Source organism: Enterococcus sp. AZ084, from assembly GCF_051714905.1.
GTDB lineage: Bacteria > Bacillota > Bacilli > Lactobacillales > Enterococcaceae > Enterococcus_B > Enterococcus_B pernyi.
Genome location: NZ_JBIOSS010000001.1, coordinates 35,088 through 59,907 on the forward strand (window position 1 = coordinate 35,088; position 24,820 = coordinate 59,907).

Annotated in this window: 22 protein-coding genes; 16 read left to right on the forward strand and 6 right to left on the reverse strand. The window is 36.6% G+C overall.

Annotated elements, in window-relative coordinates; genetic code table 11:
- Window positions 1–447: 447 nt before the first annotated feature.
- From IGI79_RS00155 to IGI79_RS00180, 6 genes are all read left to right on the forward strand, one after another.
- On the forward strand, window positions 448–1,500 hold the full coding sequence (locus IGI79_RS00155; protein WP_237708543.1) for a radical SAM/SPASM domain-containing protein: 1,053 nt from the start codon (window positions 448–450) through the stop codon (window positions 1,498–1,500).
- Between the two features lie 17 nt (window positions 1,501–1,517).
- Window positions 1,518–1,781, forward strand: coding sequence for a hypothetical protein (locus tag IGI79_RS00160; RefSeq protein ID WP_019722664.1), 264 nt, complete (start codon window positions 1,518–1,520; stop codon window positions 1,779–1,781).
- A 696-nt stretch (window positions 1,782–2,477) separates the two neighbouring features.
- The gene (locus IGI79_RS00165; protein ID WP_010734527.1) at window positions 2,478–3,221 is read left to right on the forward strand and encodes an ATP-binding cassette domain-containing protein; all 744 of its coding nucleotides are present in this window, start codon (window positions 2,478–2,480) and stop codon (window positions 3,219–3,221) included.
- Window positions 3,196–3,867 carry a methionine ABC transporter permease gene (locus tag IGI79_RS00170; protein WP_104775951.1) on the forward strand — a complete coding sequence of 224 codons (672 nt, stop codon included), beginning with the start codon at window positions 3,196–3,198 and terminating at the stop codon, window positions 3,865–3,867. The genes IGI79_RS00165 and IGI79_RS00170 overlap by 26 nt, the downstream gene beginning before the upstream one ends.
- 10 nt (window positions 3,868–3,877) lie before the next feature.
- Window positions 3,878–4,693 carry a MetQ/NlpA family ABC transporter substrate-binding protein gene (locus IGI79_RS00175; RefSeq protein WP_104775950.1) on the forward strand — a complete coding sequence of 272 codons (816 nt, stop codon included), beginning with the start codon at window positions 3,878–3,880 and terminating at the stop codon, window positions 4,691–4,693.
- A gap of 375 nt (window positions 4,694–5,068) precedes the next feature.
- Entirely contained in the window at window positions 5,069–6,235 is a 1,167-nt protein-coding gene (locus IGI79_RS00180) for a carbohydrate binding domain-containing protein (protein WP_104775949.1), read from the forward strand.
- On the opposite strand, the gene IGI79_RS00185 is transcribed toward IGI79_RS00180, so the two are convergent.
- Window positions 6,120–7,955, reverse strand: a complete 1,836-nt coding sequence (locus IGI79_RS00185) for an IS1182 family transposase (protein WP_438845601.1) — start codon at window positions 7,953–7,955, stop codon at window positions 6,120–6,122. The genes IGI79_RS00180 and IGI79_RS00185 overlap by 116 nt on opposite strands.
- A 322-nt stretch (window positions 7,956–8,277) precedes the next feature.
- On the reverse strand, window positions 8,278–8,844 hold the full coding sequence (locus tag IGI79_RS00190) for a hypothetical protein (protein ID WP_195274034.1): 567 nt from the start codon (window positions 8,842–8,844) through the stop codon (window positions 8,278–8,280).
- Window positions 8,845–9,355: 511 nt separating this feature from the next.
- Between IGI79_RS00190 and IGI79_RS00195 the strand changes: the two genes are divergently transcribed.
- Window positions 9,356–10,090, forward strand: coding sequence for a hypothetical protein (locus IGI79_RS00195; RefSeq protein ID WP_195274032.1), 735 nt, complete (start codon window positions 9,356–9,358; stop codon window positions 10,088–10,090).
- Between the two features lie 115 nt (window positions 10,091–10,205).
- Here the strand turns inward: IGI79_RS00195 and IGI79_RS00200 are convergent, their stop codons facing one another.
- Window positions 10,206–10,859 (reverse strand): hypothetical protein, encoded by a 654-nt coding sequence (locus IGI79_RS00200; RefSeq protein ID WP_195274030.1) that lies wholly within the window; start codon window positions 10,857–10,859, stop codon window positions 10,206–10,208.
- A 287-nt stretch (window positions 10,860–11,146) separates the two neighbouring features.
- Window positions 11,147–12,091, reverse strand: a complete 945-nt coding sequence (locus IGI79_RS00205) for an AraC family transcriptional regulator (protein WP_019722782.1) — start codon at window positions 12,089–12,091, stop codon at window positions 11,147–11,149.
- A 113-nt stretch (window positions 12,092–12,204) separates the two neighbouring features.
- Between IGI79_RS00205 and IGI79_RS00210 the strand changes: the two genes are divergently transcribed.
- From IGI79_RS00210 to IGI79_RS00250, 9 genes are all read left to right on the forward strand, one after another.
- Window positions 12,205–13,485: an ABC transporter substrate-binding protein gene (locus IGI79_RS00210; RefSeq protein ID WP_195274028.1), complete on the forward strand. Its 1,281-nt coding sequence runs from the start codon at window positions 12,205–12,207 to the stop codon at window positions 13,483–13,485.
- 47 nt (window positions 13,486–13,532) lie between these two features.
- Complete coding sequence (locus IGI79_RS00215; protein WP_019722784.1) at window positions 13,533–14,399, forward strand: carbohydrate ABC transporter permease; 867 nt, start codon at window positions 13,533–13,535, stop codon at window positions 14,397–14,399.
- Entirely contained in the window at window positions 14,396–15,235 is an 840-nt protein-coding gene (locus IGI79_RS00220; protein ID WP_104775942.1) for a carbohydrate ABC transporter permease, read from the forward strand. The genes IGI79_RS00215 and IGI79_RS00220 overlap by 4 nt, the downstream gene beginning before the upstream one ends.
- An 11-nt stretch (window positions 15,236–15,246) precedes the next feature.
- Window positions 15,247–17,508, forward strand: a complete 2,262-nt coding sequence (gene yicI, locus IGI79_RS00225) for an alpha-xylosidase (protein WP_195274026.1) — start codon at window positions 15,247–15,249, stop codon at window positions 17,506–17,508.
- A gap of 71 nt (window positions 17,509–17,579) precedes the next feature.
- Complete coding sequence (locus IGI79_RS00230; protein ID WP_195274016.1) at window positions 17,580–17,771, forward strand: hypothetical protein; 192 nt, start codon at window positions 17,580–17,582, stop codon at window positions 17,769–17,771.
- Between the two features lie 1,001 nt (window positions 17,772–18,772).
- Window positions 18,773–18,823, forward strand: a complete 51-nt coding sequence (locus IGI79_RS00235; protein WP_396349522.1) for a hypothetical protein — start codon at window positions 18,773–18,775, stop codon at window positions 18,821–18,823.
- 541 nt (window positions 18,824–19,364) lie between these two features.
- Complete coding sequence (locus IGI79_RS00240) at window positions 19,365–20,039, forward strand: hypothetical protein (protein ID WP_195274014.1); 675 nt, start codon at window positions 19,365–19,367, stop codon at window positions 20,037–20,039.
- A gap of 231 nt (window positions 20,040–20,270) precedes the next feature.
- Window positions 20,271–20,780, forward strand: a complete 510-nt coding sequence (locus IGI79_RS00245; RefSeq protein WP_207463614.1) for an RNA polymerase sigma factor — start codon at window positions 20,271–20,273, stop codon at window positions 20,778–20,780.
- 4 nt (window positions 20,781–20,784) lie between these two features.
- Complete coding sequence (locus IGI79_RS00250) at window positions 20,785–21,798, forward strand: DUF4179 domain-containing protein (RefSeq protein WP_195274010.1); 1,014 nt, start codon at window positions 20,785–20,787, stop codon at window positions 21,796–21,798.
- 278 nt (window positions 21,799–22,076) lie between these two features.
- On the opposite strand, the gene guaA is transcribed toward IGI79_RS00250, so the two are convergent.
- Both guaA and coaA read right to left on the reverse strand, forming a co-directional pair.
- On the reverse strand, window positions 22,077–23,642 hold the full coding sequence (gene guaA, locus IGI79_RS00255; RefSeq protein ID WP_071867748.1) for a glutamine-hydrolyzing GMP synthase: 1,566 nt from the start codon (window positions 23,640–23,642) through the stop codon (window positions 22,077–22,079).
- Between the two features lie 58 nt (window positions 23,643–23,700).
- Window positions 23,701–24,624 (reverse strand): type I pantothenate kinase, encoded by a 924-nt coding sequence (gene coaA / locus IGI79_RS00260; RefSeq protein WP_019723173.1) that lies wholly within the window; start codon window positions 24,622–24,624, stop codon window positions 23,701–23,703.
- Between the last annotated feature and the right edge of the window lie 196 nt (window positions 24,625–24,820).

Genomic DNA, 24,820 nt, shown 5'->3' on the forward strand with positions numbered 1-24,820 from the left:
ATGTTCAAAAAACCTGAATTGAAAAGAATTACAGGTACATACGCAGTTCCATGCGACTGTGGGATTATTTCTGGTCAAGGATCGTAAATAGAGATGAGACGATGACAACATGTCTTACCTCAAGAAATAAGCTGAAGATTACGGAAATTGTTCATGCGATTTTTGTGATTTTCAGCTTGTTTTCGAAAGGGGTTTTAAATTTTTGCTACTTATTTTTGGTGCAGAAAGTGGGCGCTCCCTTCGGTTTACCCTGCGAAAATGAACTTGTGGTTTAAAAAATGAGGTGATTTTATCCGAATCAAAGAGAATCTTCATGCCTATCGATTCAATGAACAATTTATTGTACATAATGTCCTACGTAGTACATGGATATTAGTTGATCAAGAAGAATTAAACAAAATAAAAAAGCAAGATTACAAACATCTACCAATGGCAACCCAGAAAAAGATGGATCTGTTTCAAATCCTTTTAGAAGACCCGATTGAAGTAGAAAAAACGGAGCATGGAATACCAGAGACAGCTTATTTGGTTATGACCCATCAATGCAATTTGAAGTGTGTTTACTGCTATGCAGAAGCCAGTCCTGAAAAGGAATATGAGGATAGTTTAAATTTTGTCGAATGGATCGACGTTCTCAATCAATTGAAGGATTGCGGTGTAAAGAAAATTATCTTTACTGGCGGTGAGGTTGGGTTAAGTAAGGATGCGCTAAAATATATCGATTATGCCAAAAAAATTGGTCTAACTATTGGTTTGATCACGAATGGTACTTTAGTACGGAATGCAAAAGATGCAGCGTTTCTAGCTGAAAGATGTGCTTCGATCACCATCAGCTTAGATTCGATCGACCAAGTCGCAAATGATAAAAATAGAGGAAAAGGCTGTTATCGCATAGCAATGAGAGGGATTCAAAATCTATTAGACTTGAATTATCCAAATATTGCAGTCAATACGATCATTACCAATAATAATTTCAATAATATTGACGAAACGGTGGAATTTTTAAAGAAGAATAACATCAATTATAAATTAGGCGGATTCAGTGAACTAGGACGTGCAAAAATGGCAGAGATTTCTTTAACTGAGAGTGAGAGAACGGAAATCGAGTTAAAACAAAAGAACAAAAATCGTTCACCATTTTTAAAACCTTTCACCATCAAAGAATCCTGTGGACTTGGCGTTGGAGAATTTGCAATCAATCCTGTTGGTGATATATTTGCCTGTAAACTGTTAGAAACTGCTGACTACAAACTGGGAAATATTAGAGAAAAGCAACTTAGCGAGGTTTTTGGCGAAGAGAATATTACCTTTATTCGCTCTCAAAGCATCAATCATTTAACAAAATGTAACGATTGTTCATTCCGTTACTTATGCGGTGGAGGATGTCGTGCACATCATTATTATGCAACCAATGATACCCAAGGTGTAGACGAAGCAGAGTGTAATTTGATCAAGGAAATCCTAAAGCATCAAATGGTTCGTAGCTGTACAAATGAATAACGAAAAGAGTGAAAGACATGAAACTCAATGAGCACATCACATATGAAAAAATGGGAAATGACTTATACATCATGGTCGAGGATGAACGTTTTGTTTTAGACAATGACGTAGCAATTGATATATTTAATTTGTTAAAGGCTGAATCGACGAAAGAAAACATAAAAGCCTTTGTGCGAGACAAGTATCGTTTAGATCAAGAATTTACAGATGATGAAAAAGATAGTTATGTAGAGGAATTTTTGACCGTACTTAAAATTAATGGAATTATGATTGGATCTTGAAGATCGTTGAATCTAGCAAAATAAGCAGCAACCGATCAAATTTGATGGGTTGTTGCTTATTTTTTCGAGAGGAGACCGATTTGTTCTACTCTCGTTTTTAGTGATGCTGAAAGTAGCACGCCATTGACACGTATGGACGAAAAGTACTAAAAACTACTTCCCCAAACAATTTTTAGTCCCGATTGTTTCATCCACAATAATTGTATTCAGGATAGCAGTCCTTCGTTCGTTTATCAATAATCTAATTTTTGATACAATATAAGATAACGAACCAATCTATATTGTATTACTGAGCTATCCATTATCCAAAGTATAACATCTTTTTCCTTCCGCTCTATTTATTATTTTTTCTCAAATTAAAAAAAATAGTATACTAAATCAATTTGTTTTTAGATTTGATAAATTATTGAGTTCACTCATAAAAAAATATATTTCAATCTCAAGATAGACTGATCGAAAATGAATAACCAAGCTATCTTTTCTAAAACTACTAGTACAGAAATAAAAACAGTGTATATTTATCTGTGAGTAAAAAAGTTGCTTTTTCCTTTCTTTTAATGGATTATAAAAATAGATGTTTTTGTACTTTATTTACTCTTTTAAAAATTCAGATAAATCTTTTATTAGCAATAAAATTAATACAGTTTTTTTCTTTGTATTATTCTTTTAATTGCATGTATAGACTGGAGGAAAAATGTGATCGAGCTAGTAAATGTGTCGAAGCAGTATGAAAAGACCAAGTCGTTGCATAAGATTAGTTTTACTGTAAAACAAGGGGAAGTGATCGGGATCGTTGGGAAAAGTGGTTCTGGGAAATCGACCTTGTTACGTTTATTGAATTTGATGGAAACGCCTACTGAAGGCACAATCAAACTAAATGGTGTAGATGTTCAGTCATTATCAAAAAAAGAGCGCCGGCAGCAACAACAAAAAATAGGCATGATTTTTCAACATCATAACCTACTTGAAAATTTACGTGTTTATGAGAATGTCGCATTACCATTGAAGTTACAAAGGAAAAAAGAGCCTAAAAAAATCAATGATCTACTCGATTTTGTTGGCATGAGTCATAAAGCAGAAAGCTATCCAGTCAAACTTTCTGGCGGAGAAAGACAACGGGTTTCTATTGCAAGAGCGTTAAGTAGAGATCCGCATTTGTTACTTTGTGATGAAGCAACGAGTTCTTTAGACGAAGAAAATACAGAAAGTGTGGTTCGTTTATTACATAAAACACATGCCGAGTTTCAACCGACTATTTTTTTTGTTAGTCATGAACTGGAAACGGTCAAACGCTTATGTAAACGGATCTTAGTCATGGAAAATGGGCATCTGATCGGTGAATTGATGAATGACCCAAAACAGTACGAGGAAGAGGAACTAACTTATTTTGAAAAAATAAAAAGGAGTTTGACTGATGAACTTGCCCACAGCATTGATTGAATATTGGCCGTCTCTAATCAATAGTTTGAAAGAAACGGGCATCATGATGGCGATTTCCATGTTCGTTTGTGTGTTGGGAGGTTTGCCAGTAGGGTTAGGTCTATATTTGACGAATCCCAAGGTTAGAGGGACACACCCCTGGTTATACTGGTTGCTCAACTTCGTTGTGACAGTCGTTCGCTCGTTTCCATATCTTTTATTAGTGATCGCGTTGATCCCAGTGACGCGATCGATTTTAGGAAGGGCTTTTGGACCTGTTCCTTCATCCATACCACTTAGTATTGTGGCAGTCGCGATTTTCGCTCGCTTAGTGGAGCAAGTGTTGTTAGATGTCCCTGAAGAAATCTATGCCTTATCGAATTCATTAGGTGCTTCCAGATTTCAATACATCTGGCACTTCTTATTTGTTGAAGCGCGAAGTGGCTTAGTGTTGGCTTATACTACGACAACAGTTAGTATGATCTCTTATTCCACCGTCATGGGTGTCGTAGGTGGTGGCGGGATCGGTGATTTTGCTGTCCGTGTCGGCTATCAACGGTATGAGTATGGAGTCATGTATGTTGCTATTGTGATCATGATCGCTTTGGTCTTTGTTTTACAAATGTTTGGAAACTTTGTCGCACAATCATTAGATAAACGAAAGTAGGAGAAAAGTTATGAAAAAGTTTTATTTATTTGCGTTTGCTTTAGTTGGAGTTCTAGTTTTAGCAGCCTGTGGTGGAAGCAATGAAAGCGCAGAAAGCAAAAAAGAAATCACTGTAGCGGTTCAATTGGAATCCTCAAAAGATATTCTAGAAATTGCCAAAAAAGAAGTAGAAAAATCAGGCTACACAATCAATATCATGGAAGTCAGTGATAATGTTGCTTATAATGATGCCGTCCAACATAAGGAAGCAGATGCAAACTTTGCGCAACACGAACCCTTTATGGAACGATTCAATCAAGAAAAAGACGCTGATTTAGTAGCTGTCCAACCAATCTATTATTTTGCTGGCGGATTTTATTCAAAAGAATATGATGATGTCAATGATTTGCCAGAAAACGCAAAAGTCGGTATTCCTAGCGATCCAACAAATGAAGGTCGTGCGTTAGCGATTTTGAATGAGAATGGGATCATTCGATTGAAAGATGGAGTTGGTTTTGATGGTACAGTCGCAGATATTGTAGAGAATCCTAAAAATCTTACCTTTGAAAGTATTGATCTTTTGAATCTAGTAAAAGCTTATGATGAAAGTGATATTGCGATGGTCTTTTGTTACCCAGCATATTTGGAACCAGCAAACTTGACGACAGAAGATGCCTTGTTACTTGAAGATGAAGCAGCAAGCAAACATTATGCGTTGCAATTGGTTACTCGAGAGGAAGAAAAAGATAGCGAGAAAATCAAGGTGTTGAAAGAAGCGATGACTACACCAGAAGTCGCTGACTACATCAAAAATAATTCAAAAGGCTCCAATATCCCAGCATTTTAAACAACGTGCTCACCATAACGAAAGATGTTGTGAGTGATACCTTTAGGTGTTATGTTTTGATAGATTGATTTTCTTGGATGATTTCTAAAATAAAATTCAAAAAATACAGCCTTGTGCTGTATTTTTTTATTTTATCCAAGAAAAGGAATAATTGAAATCATTCGATGAACTTAGTGGACTGTTGATTTTTTACGGTTATTGTCCATTTCTTATTTTTGTCCAGTGTTATGTTTCCATAAAAATATTTTTTCAGAAAAAAGTGTTTTCTTGTTGAGATATTTATCAGTTATTCTTTTTAAAGAGCGAGATAGATTATGTTTTATGGTTTACTGTATAACGAACTATCCGCTAAAAAAAATCAATAAGGAGCTTGAGATGAAAAAAAACAACTTGAAAAAAATTGCAGCAACAAGCATGTTACTTCTTACATTAGGAGGACCGGTCGTGACATCTGCGACAAGTCAATCAACAGGCGATTCGGCGAATGTCAGTAATCAGGTAGAAGAACAGTTGACGATCAAAAACGGTGATTTCAATGAGGGTTTGAACCATTGGATCGTTTCTAGTCCAGGTACACAGAATCCAACAATCGAAGAGTTAAGCGGGAATAAATATGCAGTTGCTACTTATGGAGAAAACATTCATCAATATTTGGCACTGAAACCAAACACGACCTATACATTCGGCTATGATGTAGCAGGTAGTGCTGATTTTCCAGCAAAAGTTGAATTTGGTACGATGAATCATGATGAAGGTTTTATTTCGTTAGAAGAAACATCACACAACAATGAAAACTGGACACGTAGAGAATTTACATTTACTACACCTGAAACAGACAATACATACATTATTCGTTTCTCTTCAACAGGAAATGGCTGGGCGAAATTTGACAATATTCAAGTAGAACCAGAAAAAACAGAAACGAGTTTATTGACTGTAGGAACACAAGATCGTGAAGCTTATGCGTATTTAAATCTAGATGCAGAACGTTTCAACAGTTCAGAACGATTGATGGTCTATGTTGATGGTCGTTATCATTTTGAAACCTATAAAGGTAAAGCTTACTATTCATTTACAAGCAAAACCGATGAAGGTACTCAAGTACGTCGTAGCATTTCCGGTGTCAAAGGACAAGTAATCGAAGTCTATACCGCACCAAATTCACCTGGTCACAGCTCAACAGGCAAGCGCTTGTTAGAATCGATCACATTAGAAGAAGATTTAGCAGTGGACACTTCTTTATTAGAACATGCGGTGAAGAATATTCAATTTTCAGGAAACAGATTAGACGTTGATTTTGATCGTGCAAGTTTCGAAGGGAACAACCGAATGTTCATTCGTAAAAATGGTGCCTATGTCGCAGAAATCTATAAAGGTAAAGTTTATTATGGATCAGTTCGTGAAAGAGCAGAGGACAGCGTAAAAGTTAGTAAAACAATTGATTATAAAGCTGGCGATGTGATCTCAGTTGAATTAAGCAGTGGAATACCTGGTGGTTCATCGAATGTGTTGCAAGTATTAGCAACGTATGAAGTAGCATAAATCGATCAGAAGCTGAAACAATAGGAGGGATCCTCCAAACATCAGGAGAGTGGGACATTAGTCCTTCCTCAAAAATAGAAATGAGTCCAATTTTGATGTATTTTGTCAAAATTGGACTCGTTTTCGTTTGTATTCGCACATTTCTCTCCATGTACTTCCCTAATTTTCTCAGATTTAATGCCATAAGTGCCAAACCCACATCAATCGTCGCTCCTTGTTTTCCTCGTAAGTGAAAACGATGGAACGCTAAGTGAGCCTTTAGATGACCAAACACTGGTTCGACATCGACTTTTCGTCGACGGTAAATCGCACCGGTTTTTTCCTCCAAAAGCTTCTTTTTGCATTCTGCTTTAAAATAGCGCCAAGAATTATTCACTAGAAGCTGCCGCTTTTGTGTGCCTTTCGAACGGGTACATTGACTCCGGACTGGACAAGCTCGACAATCTTCGCATTCATACACTTTGAAATCTCGGACAAAGCCTCCTTTATCTTTTCTCCGACTATAGCCTTTGAACGGGACAGGTCGCTTTGCTGGGCAAATATACTCATCTTGTTCTTGCAGATAGCGCCAATTTTCTACGTTGAACGGATTCTCCTTGTTCTTCTTTTTGCTTTCTTTGTAATACGTACTGTAGGTGATCAAGGGTGTTTTATGTAGAACATCATGGATATACATATAATTTTGTTCGCTCCCATAACCTGCATCAGCTACAATATATTCTGGTAGCTCTTTATGTTGTTCTAAAAAACTATCTAAAAATGGCGCTAAGGTTTTAGTGTCCGTTGGATTTGGGAATAAGTCATAGGCTAAGATATACTGGTTTTCTGTCGCAATTTGTAGATTATATCCTGGTTTTAGCTGTCCATTACGCATATAATCGTCTTTCATTCGCATAAAGGTGGCGTCCGTATCTGTTTTAGAAAAGCTGTTTCGTTCTTGGAAGAGACGACGATATCGTTCATATTTTTGTTTTCTTGGTAGGTAATCCGCTTGTACTTGTCGAAGGTATTTTTTATAGACTCGTCTTTTTCTCTTTAACTGACTTTGCTTTTTTGGGGATTGTTCCTGGGCTAATTGTGTATTTGTTTCATGGAGTTCAGCTTCTAGATGATGAGCGACTTCTTCTAGTTGGTCGCTCGACAATCCATCGGATTGCTCTTCCTCTTTTAAACAAGGGAGAATCTCTTCTTGATAGAGCGCTTGGTAGAATGCTTCAGATTTTTCATCTAAAGCACGTTCGTATCGAGTAGCTGCTTTTCGCCAAACAAAGCTAAACTTATTGGCGTCCGCTTCAATTTTCGTGCCATCAATAAAAATCGCTTCGTTATCGATGACTTGATTCGTAATCAACTGACGACGAAATAGAACAAAGGCTTCAGCTAACAACTGAGCGGTTGTCTCATGATTTCGAAATCGGTTGATCGTGCGGTAGCTAACTTGTTCGTGATTGGCTAACCAACGCATCCGATAGCTATCGTCTAAAAGGAATTCAATCTTTCGACCAGAAAAAACACGTTGGGTATAGGCATAAAGAAGAATCTTTAACATCATTTTTGGATGATAGGCAGGACGCCCAAGTTGGTGTTCTAATTCATCGAAGAGGTGTGGAGGGATTGCTTCAACTAAAGAATTGACGGCAAACGCAACATCAGTTTCAGGAATAAACTGTTCCATATCTAGTGGTAAAGTGGTTTGATTAATGGTATAATTTTTGAACATAAGGCACACTCCTTTTTGATTGGGTTTAGTCACTTTAATCATACAAGGTTGTGTGCTTTTTTGTGTTCCTAAAATTCAAAAATACGCAAAAAAAGTGGGACAATAATCAGATTTTCTTCTGATTATTGTCCCACTCTCCTTATTTCTCGGGAAATGTGAACAATTGTAATTATAAAGGTAGTCAAAAGTGGCAAAGGCAATATGGCTTGAACATGAAATGAGAAAACCAGCGTCTTTAGGTACTGGCCGGTGTTAAGAGCTTATAGCCTTGGAGCAAACCACCCTTTTGAAGGGTGGTTATAATTTTAAGGTATAGCCCCATCTAAGAAAAAAGAGGATACAATATCATTAATATACCTAATGTAAGGTGGACAATAAATCTTTTATTTGTATTTTGCATAAACCTTGCCTGAAGTTTTTCTGAAACCCAAACAAATTGTAATTCGTTTTTGGGATGGTCTATTAAATATTGTTTAAATATTTCGCGTTCATTTTTTTTTGATTTAATTAAGTAAAAGCCTGTAACAGCACTGAGGGTAAGGGCTACTCCCAAATAGGGAATTATGTAATTCAAATTTTTAGGGACGTCTTCAATAGGGAAAAAGTAGCGAATGACACGTTCCAAAATAAAAAAGACAATAACGTAAATGATAAATGAAAATTTTCTTTTTAGAGCAAAAGAAGGGTCCTTTTTTTCATAATATTGTGAGATTGCTTTTTTTCGTCTCTTTTGTTCTTGTTCAGTCAAGTTTGGAAAAGCACGCTCTCCTTCTTGTTTATATACAGCCATAATATCTGAATACTCCTGTTGGATCTGCCAGACTTTGTAGATTGTATACATAAAACTACCATAATATACTAAAGTAAACATAAATTTAATTAAAAGCATTATTTAGTTCTCCTTAAAACCTTTTTTTAATTATAGCAGACAAAATTTGAAAGTAGCTTTAAAAATTTAATAAAAAAACTGCTATTTCTTGTGATGATATGCTCCCTATAAAGTAGACAAAGAAAAAACAAAATTTTAAATCTACTTTATAGGGAGTTTTTTGTATGTTTAAGAAAAGACTTTATTCTCCAGAAGAAAAATATCAGGTCATTTCAAAGGTGTTGGATGGTTGTTGTATCATGAAGAAATATTCTCTTTTCAATGGGGCAATAGAAATTTAGGAGGATAAATATAACGAGAATGGATTTGTGGGGTTAAAAGAGACGAAACCTTGGAATAAGTAATTGATAGTGTAAAAATTTTCCGAAATGAACAAAAGTTCACTTTGGGCCTTTTCATTTCATTACAAAATAGTTAAGTGTACATGAAAATTTCTTCGATTAGTTAAACTGAAAAGTTATTAATAATATGCGTTATAATAATACTGATAAATTAAATAGAGGTGTTCAATATGAAAAAAATAGTACCAATCAGTATCTTATTAATAATTCTTCTCACAGGATGTGGCTCAAAAAATAATGAAACTGTTCAATCCTCCAATGGTCAAATAATTGAAAGTAGTAATGAAAAAGAATCTTCATCTAGTATAAGTGAGAATAATTCACACCAATCAACTATTCAAAAAACAGAAGAAACAACCTCTTCTACTCTTTCTGAAAGCGAAACAACAGAGTCTCCTGTCTCAGAGAGTGAGATAACCGAAAGCGAACCTTCAACAAAAATTCCAGAGGATTCAGCAGAGGCCTCAACAGTACCCTCAGAATCCATTAATGATCCGTTAAGTGTTTACTCAGACGAACAAATTGAATATGCGCGTGTCTGGTTAACTATTAATGGTACGGCGTATAAAAATGATTTAGGTAATGCAGGTTTTACATTAAATGTTAACCATTCTCCAGCGGGTACAAAAATTAATCCTTATGACGAAAATAGCATAGTTTATCCTCAAGACACAGTAATCTTAACCGGAAAATATGGGTATCAAGGTTTAGTTGTTTACTCTAGTAACCATGATGGCTCAATAATGTATTATCCTGTACCAAGTCACTTTCAACAGTCAGATGATCCAGTTACTATGAAGCAGGAAGAACAGAAAATACTCGATAATGCGCAGAGAATAAATATACCTACGGGAAATACAGAAGATATCCAGATCTTGATTAGTGCGATGAACATATTCAACTAAGCAAAAAATAGCCTATATTAACTTTACTGATATATAAACAATAAATAAGTACCATGTTAAGGAACAAGGTACTTATTTATTGTTTGTTAGCTTAAGTGAGATTTTATTCATAATGTCAATGTGTAACTGGAAGTTTAAATTTTATCGAACGAAAATCTTGGCTATTTTGGTTGACTAAATCACGCACGTAATAATATTCAATGTTAATTTCATCAACATTAGTATTCTTCATATCACCGTCTAATAAGAAGTAAGCTTGTACCACACCTGTGCTTCCCAATTTTAAAGGGGCTGTTTCTGGCTGACCGCTGGTTTGGTGTTGTAACGTAGGATAAACATTAATTCCGTCTTCTGTAACTAAATCAAAGTTTCTATAAAATTGTGAACCATCGTTAAAACCATTAATTGAATGGTTTGTCATGCGAATGTCAAGTCTAATGATAGTGTCTGATTTTGGAACTAAGTAGGCTTGTTCCCGAATAACGTCATCTAGTTGGGCACTGGCTTTGATAATTTCGATAGTAACTGCAGGTTCTCCATTTAAGTAGATTGTGGCCGGATCATTTAGTCCGTGAAGTGTTGTCGTATCGTTTGTCGATTCGCTCTCTGAAGTTGAGTTATCAGAGGGTGTTGCGGATGATTTATCTGCTGTAGATACTGTACTAGCGATTACCGAAGAGTTTGTACTTGTGGTACTTGTTGATTTGCAGCTTGTTAATGTAAACAAAAAAAATAAACTAATCATTGCTAAAAAAACCTTATTTTTCATATACTCGTGAACCCCTAAGTGATAAATATAGTTTGAATACATATTATTATAACATCAATAATTTAAAGTAAAGAACAAACTAGGATGCTCACTTCTGGTAATGAAGAGAAAAAAATAAGCATTATCCTAGATTATCTATAAAAGAAATATCGACTAAAAAACTTTCTCCAAGTTTTAAGTCGATATTTCTTTATATTCAGTAACTATCTATGAGAGTTGTCCTAGTCTTTTCCACTATCGCTACTTGATGAGGTGAAAAAGCTACTGGTAATAATCAAGAGATAGGCTCATATATTGGTGAAGGCGCACATTTTTTTCCGATAACCTGTCGGAGTCATTTGCGTTTCACGTTTAAACAGGCTAGTGAAGTAATTAGGGTCTTCAAAACCAGCTTCCAAGGCAATATCGATGATTTTCAAATCTGTATGCAGTAACAGGTACTCGGCTTTTTTGATGCGCATTTGATTTAAATACGTGAAAAAAGTCATACGAAAATGTTTTTTAAAAAAACGACAGAAATGCTCTTTGCTATATCCGATATGACGACTGATTGCTTCAAGAGTGATCGTGTTTTGGTAATTTTCTTCAAGGTATAGAATGATTTTTTTACAGCGATACGTGTTGAGTTTGTTTTTACTAGCAACTAACTTTGCAGGATTCACTTGAGTACTGTAGCGCGAAAAATGTTTGATCAGTAAGAACAATTGTGCTTTGATCGTCAGTTCAAAGCGAGATTCTTTCAAGGCAAATGTATCAATGATTGTGATTACCAGTTGTTGGATCTCCGAAATACTTGAGTAATCATTTGTAAAATGGATCGCTACTTGTTCTGGTGAATGGAGCAATGGATCAAGATAAGTTTGCTGAATATGATCAGAAACGCGACTTTCAATAAATGAAGCATCAAATACGATGGCAAAAAATGCACAGGCATTCATTTGATGATTGAGTGCTTCATGTAATTGATTCGCAGGAATAAACATAACCTCTCCTTCGTGAACAACGTAAGTTACTCCTTCTATTTTGACTTCCATGAGTCCTTGATAGACATAAAGAATCTCTAGTTCTCGATGCCAATGGGGGTGGATCATATTTTCCTGATGGGCTGGGTGATTCGTATAGTGAACGGCAATTGGAAACAAACTATCCCCATGTTCGGTCATTTCCTTTAGCGTGGTATCAATATCTTGTTGACTAGGATTGGGGGTAAAAATATCGTTTGGTCTAAACATCACATTTCCTCCATTTTGATCAATATTACAAGGTATTTTGATTAAGATAGCGATTACATACCGTTGTAAATATCAATATAATCAATTTGTTAATAAGAGGAGGAGGAATAATCATGAAGAAACAACGAGGATTTTTAATACTTGCTTTTATCATGGTGTTAGGAATTACTGGCTGCGGGACGGCACAAAGCGGGTCTTCAGATGATGGTAGTGTAACATTAGAGATTTTCAATATCAAGACAGAAACAGCCGAGCAAATGGATGCCTTAGTGGAGGATTTCGAGAAAGACCATCCGCAAATCAAGATCAACTTGACGACGGTTGGCGGAGGAACTGATGCGACGGCAGCGTTACAATCGAAGTTTTCCTCAGGAGATGAACCGGATATCTTTATGTTGGGTGGCTTAGCAGATACGCAGATTTGGCAACATAAACTCTATGATCTTGGGGAAACGACATTAGCAAAACAAGCAATTGAGGGGACATTAGAGGGGGCTACACTCGACGAGACGGTCTATGGGGTACCGATGAATATCGAAGGATATGGCTGGTTGATCAACCAGGATATTTTTAAACAAGCTGGCATCGATAGTGGATCGATCAACTCATTTGAGGCATTTGAAGAAGCCGTTCAATTATTGGATAGTAAAAAAGACGAACTTGGGCTACAAGGCGTATTTGGTTTTAGTGGGGCAGAAACGTGGGTATCCAGTCAATATAGTTCGAATTTTCTTGCTCCGGAGTTTGAGAACAGCTTAGAAAAGACTTACCAAGCACCGAAATTAAGCGTAGATTATGCCGAGCAAATGAAAAACTACACCGACTTGGTCATTAAGTACAATGCACAACCAATGGAGGCAATGGATTATAGTACATCTGTTGAAGAATTATTTGCCAGTGAAAAGGTGGCTATCATCCATCAAGGAAATTGGATCGTACCAACATTAGATAGCTTAGATGAGACGTTCACGAAAGAAAAACTAGGGATTCTTCCTATGCAAATCGAAGCATCGGGAGAAAGCAACATCGTGGCGGGGCCAGCTTGGTATTGGGGGGTCAATAAGGATAAAGATCAAGCAGTCATTGATGCGTCGATCGAATTTTTAACGTGGATGTATACGGATGAGCAGGCGATGACAGCAATCGTCGATGAGTTTCAATTTATTCCGGCGTATACCAACTTTTCGAGCGATGCGATCAATGATCCGTTATCCAAGGAAATCTATACGTATTTAAGCGAAGGTAAAACCGTTCCATGGGTCCATAATTCCTATCCAGATGGATTTGGACAAAATATATTTGGTGTCCAGATCCAAGCGTATGCAGCCGATCGAATCTCTTGGGAGGAATTTATTGATACCTTGCAGACCAGTTGGGCACAAGAAAGGAAGTAAGCGGTGATCGGTTGGTTTTTATCTAGCGAGATACAAGGAGGGTTCTCATGTTAACAAATCGCACAAAAGCTTTTTGGTTATTACTTGCACCAGCGTTATTGGCGTTAGCGATCGTTTTGTTCATTCCATTACTGACAGGCGGGTATTACTCACTCACAAACTGGAATGGCAATACAGTAGGTGAATTCGTTGGATTTGAAAACTATCTTCGGGCATTTAATGATCAAGGATTTATCGACAGTTTACTGTTTACCGCAAAATTCTCATTTTTCAGTGTGATTTTGATCAACATCGTGGCTTTAGGTCTAGCGATGTTCGTGACACAAAAATTAGGTAGATGGACGACTTTTTTCCGTACGATCTTTTTCATGCCAAATCTGATTGGAGGGATCATCCTAGGATTTATTTGGCAGTTTATTTTCAATAAAGCATTTGAAAGTCTAGCAACTATGACGGGTATCGATTTTTTTGCCGGTTGGCTGAACACGCCAGAAACGGGGTTTTGGGGGCTCATTATTTTATTTGTTTGGCAAATGAGTGGCTATATGATGCTGATCTATATCTCATTTCTCAACAATATTCCAGAAGAGATTCTGGAAGCGGCAGATATGGATGGGGCGAATCCTTTGCAAGTCTTTTTCCGTATCAAATTACCCATGTTGATGCCAGCTTTCACCGTCACTTTGTTCTTGACGTTGTCCAACGCATTTAAAATCTATGATCAAAACTTAGCCTTGACACAAGGTGGGCCGTTCAATTCCACCCAAATGGTGGCGATGAATATCTACAATGAAGCATTTGGAATGCGAAAAATGGGGTATGCACAGGCGAAAGCGGTGATTTTTCTGGTCATTATTGTGATTATCTCAGTGGTTCAAATCTCACTGACACGGAAAAAGGAGGTCAGCGCATGAAGCAATCAAAAGTGAAACATCCACGACAGGTTAAGAAGTCTCTACTGATTTTTAGCGGATTGTTACTTGCTAGTCTGTGGTTTTATCCGTTTTTCTTAGTGGTGATCAATTCATTCAAAACCAAAGCAGAGATATTCCAAAACACACTCACTTTACCAACTGGGCTAACACTTGATAACTATATCGAGTCGTTCGAGCGATTGGATTTTTTCAAAAGTGCAGCTAATTCGTTACTGATAACGATCGGATCTTTAGTATTGATCGTGTTTGTTTCTTCCATGGCGGCCTACGCGTTATCGAGAAACACGAGTCGCTTAAGTTCATTTCTTTATTTTATTGTCGCAATTGGGTTATTGATTCCTTTTCAAGGAATCATGATCCCCTTGATTTCACTTTTTGGGCAAGTCAGTATGCTGAATCAACCAGGCTTGATGGTGATGTATCTAGGATTAGCAACAAGTATGTCGACCTTTTTATATTACGGTGCTTTACGAGGGATTCCGAAATCATTAGATGAAGCGGCAGTGATCGATGGGGCAAATACCTTCCAAATCTATTGGCAAGTCATTTTTCCTTTGCTGAAGCCTACGACAGTGACAGTGATCGTGTTGAACGCCTTATGGTTTTGGAATGATTATCTGTTACCTTCATTAAGCATCAACAAAGCAGGGATGTATACAATTCCTTTACAGATGTTTTATTTTTTCGGCGAATTCAATAAGCAGTGGCACTTAGCACTGGCTGCGCTAGTGATCGTCGTCTTACCGATTATTATTTTATTTGTTGTCTTGCAAAAACATGTCGTAAAAGGCATTTCAGATGGCGCAGTGAAGTAGGAGGAAAATAAATGAAGTTTACAAACGGCTATTGGTTGGCAAAAGAAGGATTTCATCTTGAACACCCGAATCATGTCTATGAAGCTCAAGTGAAGGAGGATAACTTAACTCTTTTCTTGCCTTATAAACCAATCCAGACAAGAGGAGATACCTTGAACCTAGGGATGACGACCTTGTCTTTTGAATCACCAAGAGAAGATATTATCAAAGTACAACTGGTGCATCATGACAAAGCACAAATCGGCCCTCATTTTCAACTAAACAGACAGTCATCTTCTGTCATGATCGATATAGAAAATGAAGAATTTTATACGTTTCAATCAGGACAATTAGTCGCACGAGTGCCGAAAAACGCCACATTCCAAATTGATTTTCTCGCGGAAGGGAAGCTTTTGACGTCTTCTATGCCAAAAGCACAAGCCACGATTCAAAGTAGTGACGGTATCCATTATATGCGGGAACAGTTGTCGTTAGATCCGTATGAATATGTCTATGGCTTAGGTGAACGATTCACCCCATTCATCAAAAATGGGCAAATCATTGACTGTTGGAATCAAGATGGCGGTACTGGTAGTGAACAAGCGTATAAAAATATCCCATTTTATTTAACGAACCAAGGGTATGGTGTCTTTGTCAATCATCCTGAAAATGTCTCATTTGAAGTTGGTTCGGAGAATGTTTCACGCACACAATTTAGTGTAGTAGGTGAACGATTGGAATACTATGTCATCTATGGACCTGATATGAAAACGATCTTAAGAAAATACACTGATTTAACGGGTAAACCCGCATTGCCACCTGCATGGTCATTTGGTTTGTGGTTATCAACTTCCTTTACGACGGACTATCGTGAAGAAACAGTCATGGGATTTATTGAAGAAATGCAGACACGAGAGATTCCGTTTGATGTCTTTCATTTTGATTGTTTTTGGATGAAAGAATTCGAGTGGTGCGGTTTTGAATGGAATCGCGAGCTGTTTCCAGATCCGCAACAACTGATTGAAAAAATCCATCAGAAGGGCTTGAAGGTCTGCGTATGGATCAACCCGTATATCGGACAAAAAGCGGCGGCCTTTCAAGAGTGTAAAGAGAAAGGCTATTTCATCAAAGATAAACATGGCGAAGTTTGGCAATGGGATCTTTGGCAAGCGGGTCAAGGAATCATTGACTTTACAAATCCAGAAGCGCGTCATTGGTACAAAGAAAGGCTGAAGGAACTCATAGAAATCGGTGTCGATTCCTTCAAGACGGATTTTGGTGAACGTATACCTACGGATGTGAATTATCACGATGGTTCTGATCCGCAAAAAATGCACAACTATTATGCGTATCTTTATAACGAAGTCGTCTTTGAATTATTAGCAGAATTACGCCCAGATGAAGCGGTCGTATTTGCTCGTTCTGCTTCGGTTGGTTCACAAAAATTCCCAGTTCATTGGGGTGGGGACAACTTATCGGAATACCCGTCCATGGCAGAATCATTAAGGGGTGGACTCTCATTTGTGTTATCCGGCTTTGGCTTCTGGAGCCATGACATTGGCGGATTTGAAGAGAATGCGACAGCGGATATTTATAAACGTTGGACACAATTCGGCTTACTATCTACTCATAGTCGCTACCATGGTAATATTGAATATCGAGTACCGTGGAACTTTGGGGAAGAAGCTGTGTTAGTCAGCCAACGATTTTCAAAATTAAAAAATCGCTTGATGCCTTATATCTATGAGCAAGCAGTAGAAACAGCGCAAACAGGTATCCCGATGATGCGCCCGGTGATGCTGGAATTTCCAGAAGACTATACGACGCATACGATCGACAAACAATATATGTTCGGTGAACGGTTGTTGATTGCACCGATTTTCAATGAGCAAGGAAAGGTCACTTTTTATTTACCAGAGGGACGTTGGACGAATTATTTAGATAATCATGTATATGAAGAACAACAATGGTACACACAGACCTATGATTACTTCCACTTACCACTCATGGTCCGTCCTAATTCATTGATTATTGAAGGTTCCGTGGATACGACTGCTGCATACGATTATACGAAAGACTTAACCGTGCATGTCTTTGAGCTGACTGAAACAGTGACGCAACAAGTGGTAGATCAACAGGGGCTTCCAGTTGGTACGATCACTGTTACCCCTGAAGATGATAGCTATCAGATCAAAACAGAAGGGTTAATAAATGTTCAAGTAGTATTTAGAAATCGGCAAATACCAGGAGCAAACGATCATCCGCTGGGGTCTTCAATCGTCGTTGAACACTAGAAGAGTCGTTTGACTCAGACGACAAAAAAGACGAAACTACAGCCTTACATCAACCAATGGGAGTCGGTAGAGTGTGCGTGTGGTTTCGTCTGTTTTGTCTAGCCATCAATGGTGGATCAGGAATGAATGGGAAACCCCTTGGAAGAAAATTATTCTCCCATCACCAGGACGTGACATGTTCGGTTTCTTACACGATTTTGATCAAAGTCTACGAAGTATTAGAAGATACAAATAAAGAATTTTCACTTATATTCGAGAGTTGACTAAACAAAGGGAATCATTCTTTCAAATTATTTAAATGTCCAGGTCCAATTAGGGATTTATGAAGCGCTTGTTGTTAAATTATGATTTGGAATAAATGAATAAGGATTTGCCTCGTCAGATATTGATTTGTCGAGGCTTTTCGGTTAGGCGGGTTGATGTTGAAAGCTATCAATCGTATGTACAATTATGACTTCAAAAAGGTATTTTTTGACTAATATCGAAAACCATCGACAGAAAATGGTATAAGTGATGTATATCCGCTTGTGAGGAAGTTAAATAGCTAGTCTATGCAAAAACATCTATTTTGGAGTTGACGTGAACATGAAAATCATACTAAGTAATATATTAAGAAACGTGTTACTTGCTTCATATTTGAGTGCAATAGTAATTGGGCTCATAAAAATATTTTTAAAACAAGAATTTATTATATTCAGCCTATCCGATATTTTATTGATTTTAGGATTAGCGATACTAAATGAAGAAAAGATCTATCTGAAAATTGGTAAACTGAAAGCATTTTTGCTCACTTTTCTTTTGCTGTATACATTTGAATCAACAGTGGAATACAGGAGTAATTTTAAAATCGTTCTTTCCCTTAATAAGTACCTATGGATAATAGCAGTAGTTTCTTTAGGAATGTGTTCCTATTATCTAAGGAATTACTTTGTAAAGCAGAGCAAAAATTTTAACTGATTTTAGAGCGAACTAGTCAAAAATGTTATAAAAAGGAGCTGTTTTTGTAACAATATATATTCGGTTTTGATGGCATAAAACGATTATCGCTCCAGGGGCGTCTCTATTAGATCATCAACAATAGAGATAGAGTAACGAGTACCGCCGCGATCACTGTTAGAGCTATAGACAAAAATGGAACTACAAGCAATGATAATAAAGGTACACATTCTCAAAATACAAACAATAAAACTAATAATAAAACCAACAATAAAAACTTACCCCACACTGGAGAGCAAACAACATATGGCGACTAGCTGGAGTATTAATGCTTCTTATTTCGTTATTCTATTTAACAAGAAGAAAGAAAGTCCAATAAGATGATTCAAATAGATAGAATGTTCAATCATCTGCTAATAGCCTAAAGTTGATTTCTATTTTTTGATCCTTCCTATTTTATTTGTAGGAAGGATTTTTTTGTATCTACTTGAAGAATTTTAAAAATAGAAACCAGTTAATTGATTTTACAACACAGTAAAACAAATTAAAAATATGAATTTTAGTTATTTTATTATCTTCTAAGAGGGGCAAAAGTCTGTAAGAATTGCCAATATTTTTTATAGTCCTTGTGTTCAAATGTTTTGTTTATAAACATTTGAAATTTTGTGCAATTCAATTTGCCTACGCAGATTCACAATTCTCATACCAAATGCCATTAAACACTTATTCACACAAGAAATATTCCTAATACTATGGTTAATGATAGTTTCTTATAAGCTTATCTTAAGTAATAGTTATTAAAAATATTTATTTTAAAAAAACATTAATAATTTTAAAATGAGTAACGGAAAAACTTATAATATATATTAAGTAAGCGCTCACTAAACTATAAAAATTATTATGAGCTAGGAGAGGAATCTATGAAATGGAATAAGTTATTATTAGTAGCAACACTTATAACAGTAGGATTATTTATTGGAACTGGGAATGAGACTCATGCAGCGGAAAGGAAAGATAAGCCATTATCTGGCTCTGTTACTGAACAAGAAATCCAAAATAGATATTCAGATAATGCAAAAATTTTAATCCTTCCTGAAGGAGGATTTCTGCACGGTGAAATGATAGAAACGTCTATCAAAACTGGTAAAGTTGTAGCAAGTTATAACAGCGAAACTGATCCCAATGCTATAACATGGGGAGAAATAAAAGACAAATTAACTGATCAACTATTTAAAAATCCAAACAATCCAGGCTTACTAGCAGGACAATTAAGGGCGGCTACACCACCCTCCACTGTAAGAGGATTAGCATATGGAGCAAGCTATAGTTCAAATCTATTTTCAGGAAGTGGTTGGAGATTTGCTGGTTACTTATTTAAAGCAATAAACTCTGTAGGTCCTTTATTACGTTGGGAGTCTCACAATGATAATGGAGTAATTGGGACGGAGACACAAGCATGGAATACACTTGATTCTGGGTATGCTGAAGGAACGCTGATTAATAAAAATGCCTATCTTTATTTAAATGGGACGAAGTGTTACTATAACCATAATCCACAAAATGGCACCTATTACTGGGTAGGAAATGTTGATTAATGTGCCTATAAAAGTGATTTAAGTCTATTGGTAAATAATATTTATTCAGAGAAAATTTAAATATGATTACAGACTGAGAGCCTAGATACCTCTCAGTCTTTTTGTTATTCATTCCAACTTTTATTCAGCTGATTTGACAAGGTATCCATTGTTTAAGAAAAATTTTTTTGAAAGGGAACTTTTTGTATGTTTTTTTGCTCTAATAGGTTAGATAAAGGTGGTGAATTTCTATTGTTAAGTGAAAAATGGCTAGTTAAAAGAGCTCAAAAAGGGGATGGGGAAGCCTTTGTAAAGTTAATAGAGCAGTATGAAAATGTTCTTTTTGGGGTAGCCAAAAGATATTTAGGTATAGAAGATGCAGCCGATGTTTTACAAGATACTATTTTAATTGCTTTTGAAGAAATTGGGAATTTGAAACAGCCACAATATTTTCATACGTGGATAACAAAAATATTGATTAACCAGAGTTATAACCTGATTAAGAAAAATAATAAATTTTCCTATCACTATTCTGACAATCATCAAAAATTATTAGTAGAAGATTGTGAAGAAGGATTGGAACTTGAAAACCTTATTTCAAAGCTAGATCCGGTGTATAGAGTACCGATTTTACTTTATTATTACAGCGGTTTTTCATACAAAGAGATTAGTATTATTCTTGGAGAACCATTAGGGACTGTTAAATCAAGAATTTTTAGAGGTAAAGCCTGGTTGAAAAAAGAATACACGAAAGGTGATTAAAAATATGAATGAAGATTTTGAAAAAGAATTAGCTAATCTAAAAAATAATGAAGAAAAAATACCTGGGGAAGTAAAAGAAAAAATAGATGTCGCGTACCAAAAAATCAAAACAAGTAGAAATAAGAAAAGAAGACTTGGAACAATACTAATAGCTAGTATAGCTGCGTTGGTTTTGATAGTTGTTTGCATCTCTCCAATAACACAAGCTGTTGGAAATTATTTGAAATTTGGACAATTTACATCCAAAAAGTTAGTGGAAGAAGAATTTGTTCATCAACTAAATAGTGTTGTTAAAGACAACGAAATTGAAATCAAATTAGAAAAAGCTTACATAGACCAGAAACAATTAGGACTATATTTCATTATCAATCTTCCTGAAAAATCCGAGCTTATGTCTTCAAAAATTGATTACTATAACTTAGGATTTTCGATCAAAGAAGATGGCGAAGTACTATTTACAAACAACTCTACAGAAGATTCTCAAGTTGACTCTTATACATTCAATGAATACTTCGATGATTCCACAAATACTTTAGAAATTTCTTATCTAATAAATAGTTTCGAAAATAATTTTGATACTATGGAGGAACTGTCAGTTGAAATTAACAAAATAAGTGGAATAAATCAAGGTGAAAAAGGAGCTGGGAAAGGATTTTCTAAGGTTGAAATATTAACTACGGAAGGTAATTGGCCTTTACCTGTAAATGTACAAGAAATGAAAAATTTTCAACCAATTGGTTTTACAGGTAATGTAATAGAAACTGGTAATAAAGCCTTTGGTAAAGCTTATCCTACAATGTTTGTTGTAGAAGTTGATCCGCTGAATGGTGCAAAAAATAGTACAGATATAAAACTCACCTATGAAAGTGAAGGTAAACTGAAAGAATCTAACTTATTGGCAAGTCGTTTATCTAGTGAGGGTAAAGTACTTTGGTATTTTGATTTTATTGGATACGATGAGCAAGATGTATTAAATGTCCAAATGGATGGTAAAGATGTCATTGTATTAAAAAAATAGTGTTTTAAAAAGTTAGATTATTGGTCTCATTTTTCAATGGATTTCAATTTGTGTGTTGAGTAGAACCTTTCCCATAAAATAAAGCAAGACAAAAGCTATAAAGACATATCTTTATGGTATAAACTTCTTGTTCAGAAATTTAGCTATGACACAACTATAAATAGTACATCAAAGAAACAAAGTTATTCAATGGACTTCTTTTTGTATTCCTATAGATACAAAACAAAAAACCCGTGAATCCCTTCATTAACAAAGGATTCACGGTTATTTTGATTATTCTATTCCCACTCCACAGTTGCTGGTGGTTTAGAGGTAATATCGTACACGATACGGTTCACGTGTGCGACTTCATTGACGATGCGTACAGAGATTTTTTGTAGCACATCCCATGGGATACGCGCAAAGTCAGCTGTCATGCCATCGATCGATGTGACCGCACGGATACCGACTGTGTAGTCATACGTGCGACCGTCGCCCATGACACCAACAGAACGGATACCAGGTAAAACAGTGAAGTATTGCCAGATGTCGCGGTCAAGACCGGCAGCGGCGATTTCTTCGCGTAAGATCATATCTGATTCACGGACGATTTCCAATTTTTCTTCAGTGATCTCACCTAAGACACGGATACCAAGACCTGGTCCAGGGAAAGGCTGACGCCAAACGATCGAGTCAGGCATACCAAGCTGTGTACCTAGTTCGCGGACTTCGTCTTTGAATAATGTATTCAATGGTTCGATCAATTCAAATTGCATGTCCTCAGGCAAGCCACCTACGTTGTGGTGTGATTTGATTGTTTGGGCAGTTTCTGTTCCACTTTCGATCACGTCGGTGTACAGTGTGCCTTGTGCTAAGAAAGACACGCCTTCTTCGCCAGCAAGTTTCGTAGCTTCATCGTCAAATAAGTACACGAACTCGTTACCGATGATTTTACGTTTTTGTTCAGGATCAGAGACACCTGCAAGTTTATTTAAGAAACGTTCTCTTGCATCTACTTTGATGATATTCAAGCCGAATTTTCCGCCTAAGCTTTCCATGACTTGATCCGCTTCGCCTTTACGCAATAGACCATGGTCAACGAAAATCGATGTTAATTGATCACCGATCGCTTTTTGTAAAAGGACACCAACGACACTTGAATCCACTCCGCCAGATAAACCAAGTAAGACTTTTTTATCGCCAACTTGTTCACGGATTTTTTCGATCTGCATGTCGATGAAATTGTTCATTGTCCAATTGCCTTCACAGTGACAGATGTCAAAAGCAAAATGACGTAATAATTCGATTCCGTATTCTGAATGACGGACTTCTGCATGGAATTGGATTCCGTAGAAGTTACGTTCTTTGTCTTGGATCGATGCAATTGGGCAATCGCTACTTGTAGCAACAGTTTCAAAACCTTCTGGTACTTTGGTTACTAGATCCCCATGGCTCATCCAAACGGTTTGTTGTTTTGGAGTTTGGCTGAATAGTGCCGCATCGTCGGCTGTTACTTCAAGCAATGCTTTGCCGTATTCACGGTTTTTCGCAGGCTCAACAGAACCGCCAAGTTTGTACGTGATCAATTGCATACCATAACAAATACCCAACACTGGAATGCCTAAATTGAAGATTTCAGGATCAATGCCAAAAGCATTCTCATCATAGACACTGTTTGGTCCTCCAGAAAGGATGATCCCTTTCGGATTCATGGCTTTCACTTCTTCAGCTGTAATACGGTGGCTCAATAATTCAGAAAAAACACCTAAATCACGGATGCGTCGTGTAATCAATTGATTATATTGACTACCGTAATCTAGTACGATGATTTTTTCAACGTTTGTCATATCGGCAACGTTCGTCACATTTATTACCCCTATCCCTTTAAAATTTATCTCAAAATAGTTGAACTATTTTAAAATGCTAATATTTTCGCATGAAAATCGAATCGATAATATGATTTTCAGTTTTATGGAGAATTATATCGGCTCTTCCACGAGTAGGCAAGATATATTCGTTTAAATTCTTCAAATTCACATTTTTCCATACATCTCTTGCCATTTTAAACGCATCTTCACGATTACCAATGGCAAATTGGTAGTAATAGTTTTGTGGATGTTGAAAAGCTGTATCAAGTAACGCGCCAAAGCGATCCAAATACCATTTTTCGATCAATTCAGAATCTGCATCAACGTAGACAGAGAAATCAAAAAAGTCACTGACGTAAATTTGTTGATTAGCTGGTAGTTGAAGCGTGTTGATTCCTTCGACGATCAAAATGTCCGGTTGTTGGATCAGTTCATATTCATCGGGAATAATATCATAGACATCGTGAGAGTAGACGGGAACTTTGGTTGTTTCTTGACCGGATTTCACTTGATTAAGAAAATCGATCAACCTTTCCATGTCATAGCTTTCCGGAAATCCTTTCCGGTCCATGATACCACGTTCTTTTAAGACTTTATTCGGATATAAAAAACCATCTGTGGTGATCAGCTGGACATTTCTTCGTTTGAATGTCCGAGACAAAATCATTTGCAATAAGCGCGCGGTAGTGCTTTTACCAACTGCGACACTTCCGGCAATCCCGATAATAAAAGGTGGGACTTGAGTATATTTATGAAGGAATAACCCTTTGCTCAGAGAGAGGGATTCAAACTCTTTCATATGCAGAAAAATCAAGTGCGCAAGTGGTACATAAATGTCGCGAACATCTTGCATGGAAATACGGTCATTCAAACTTTTTATACTATCTAGTTCATCTTGTGTCAATGGAGCTTGACCATTTCGGTAAAATTCGCGCCACTCTTCTCTTGCCACACGGTAATAATTCATTGGATCATTCATACATAGCCTCCTGGATTCTCCCATCAATGGACCTATTTTAACATAAATGCGTGTCAAACCCTACCACTTAGGCGAGAAACTAATTGGTTTTTTCTCATATCAGAGGATGGAAGAATAGGCGTTCTTTCTTTTTTGATAACTGAAAAGAGGCGAGGAGAATAGAGGATTGTGTAAGAAAAAAGTAACAGTTTAACTC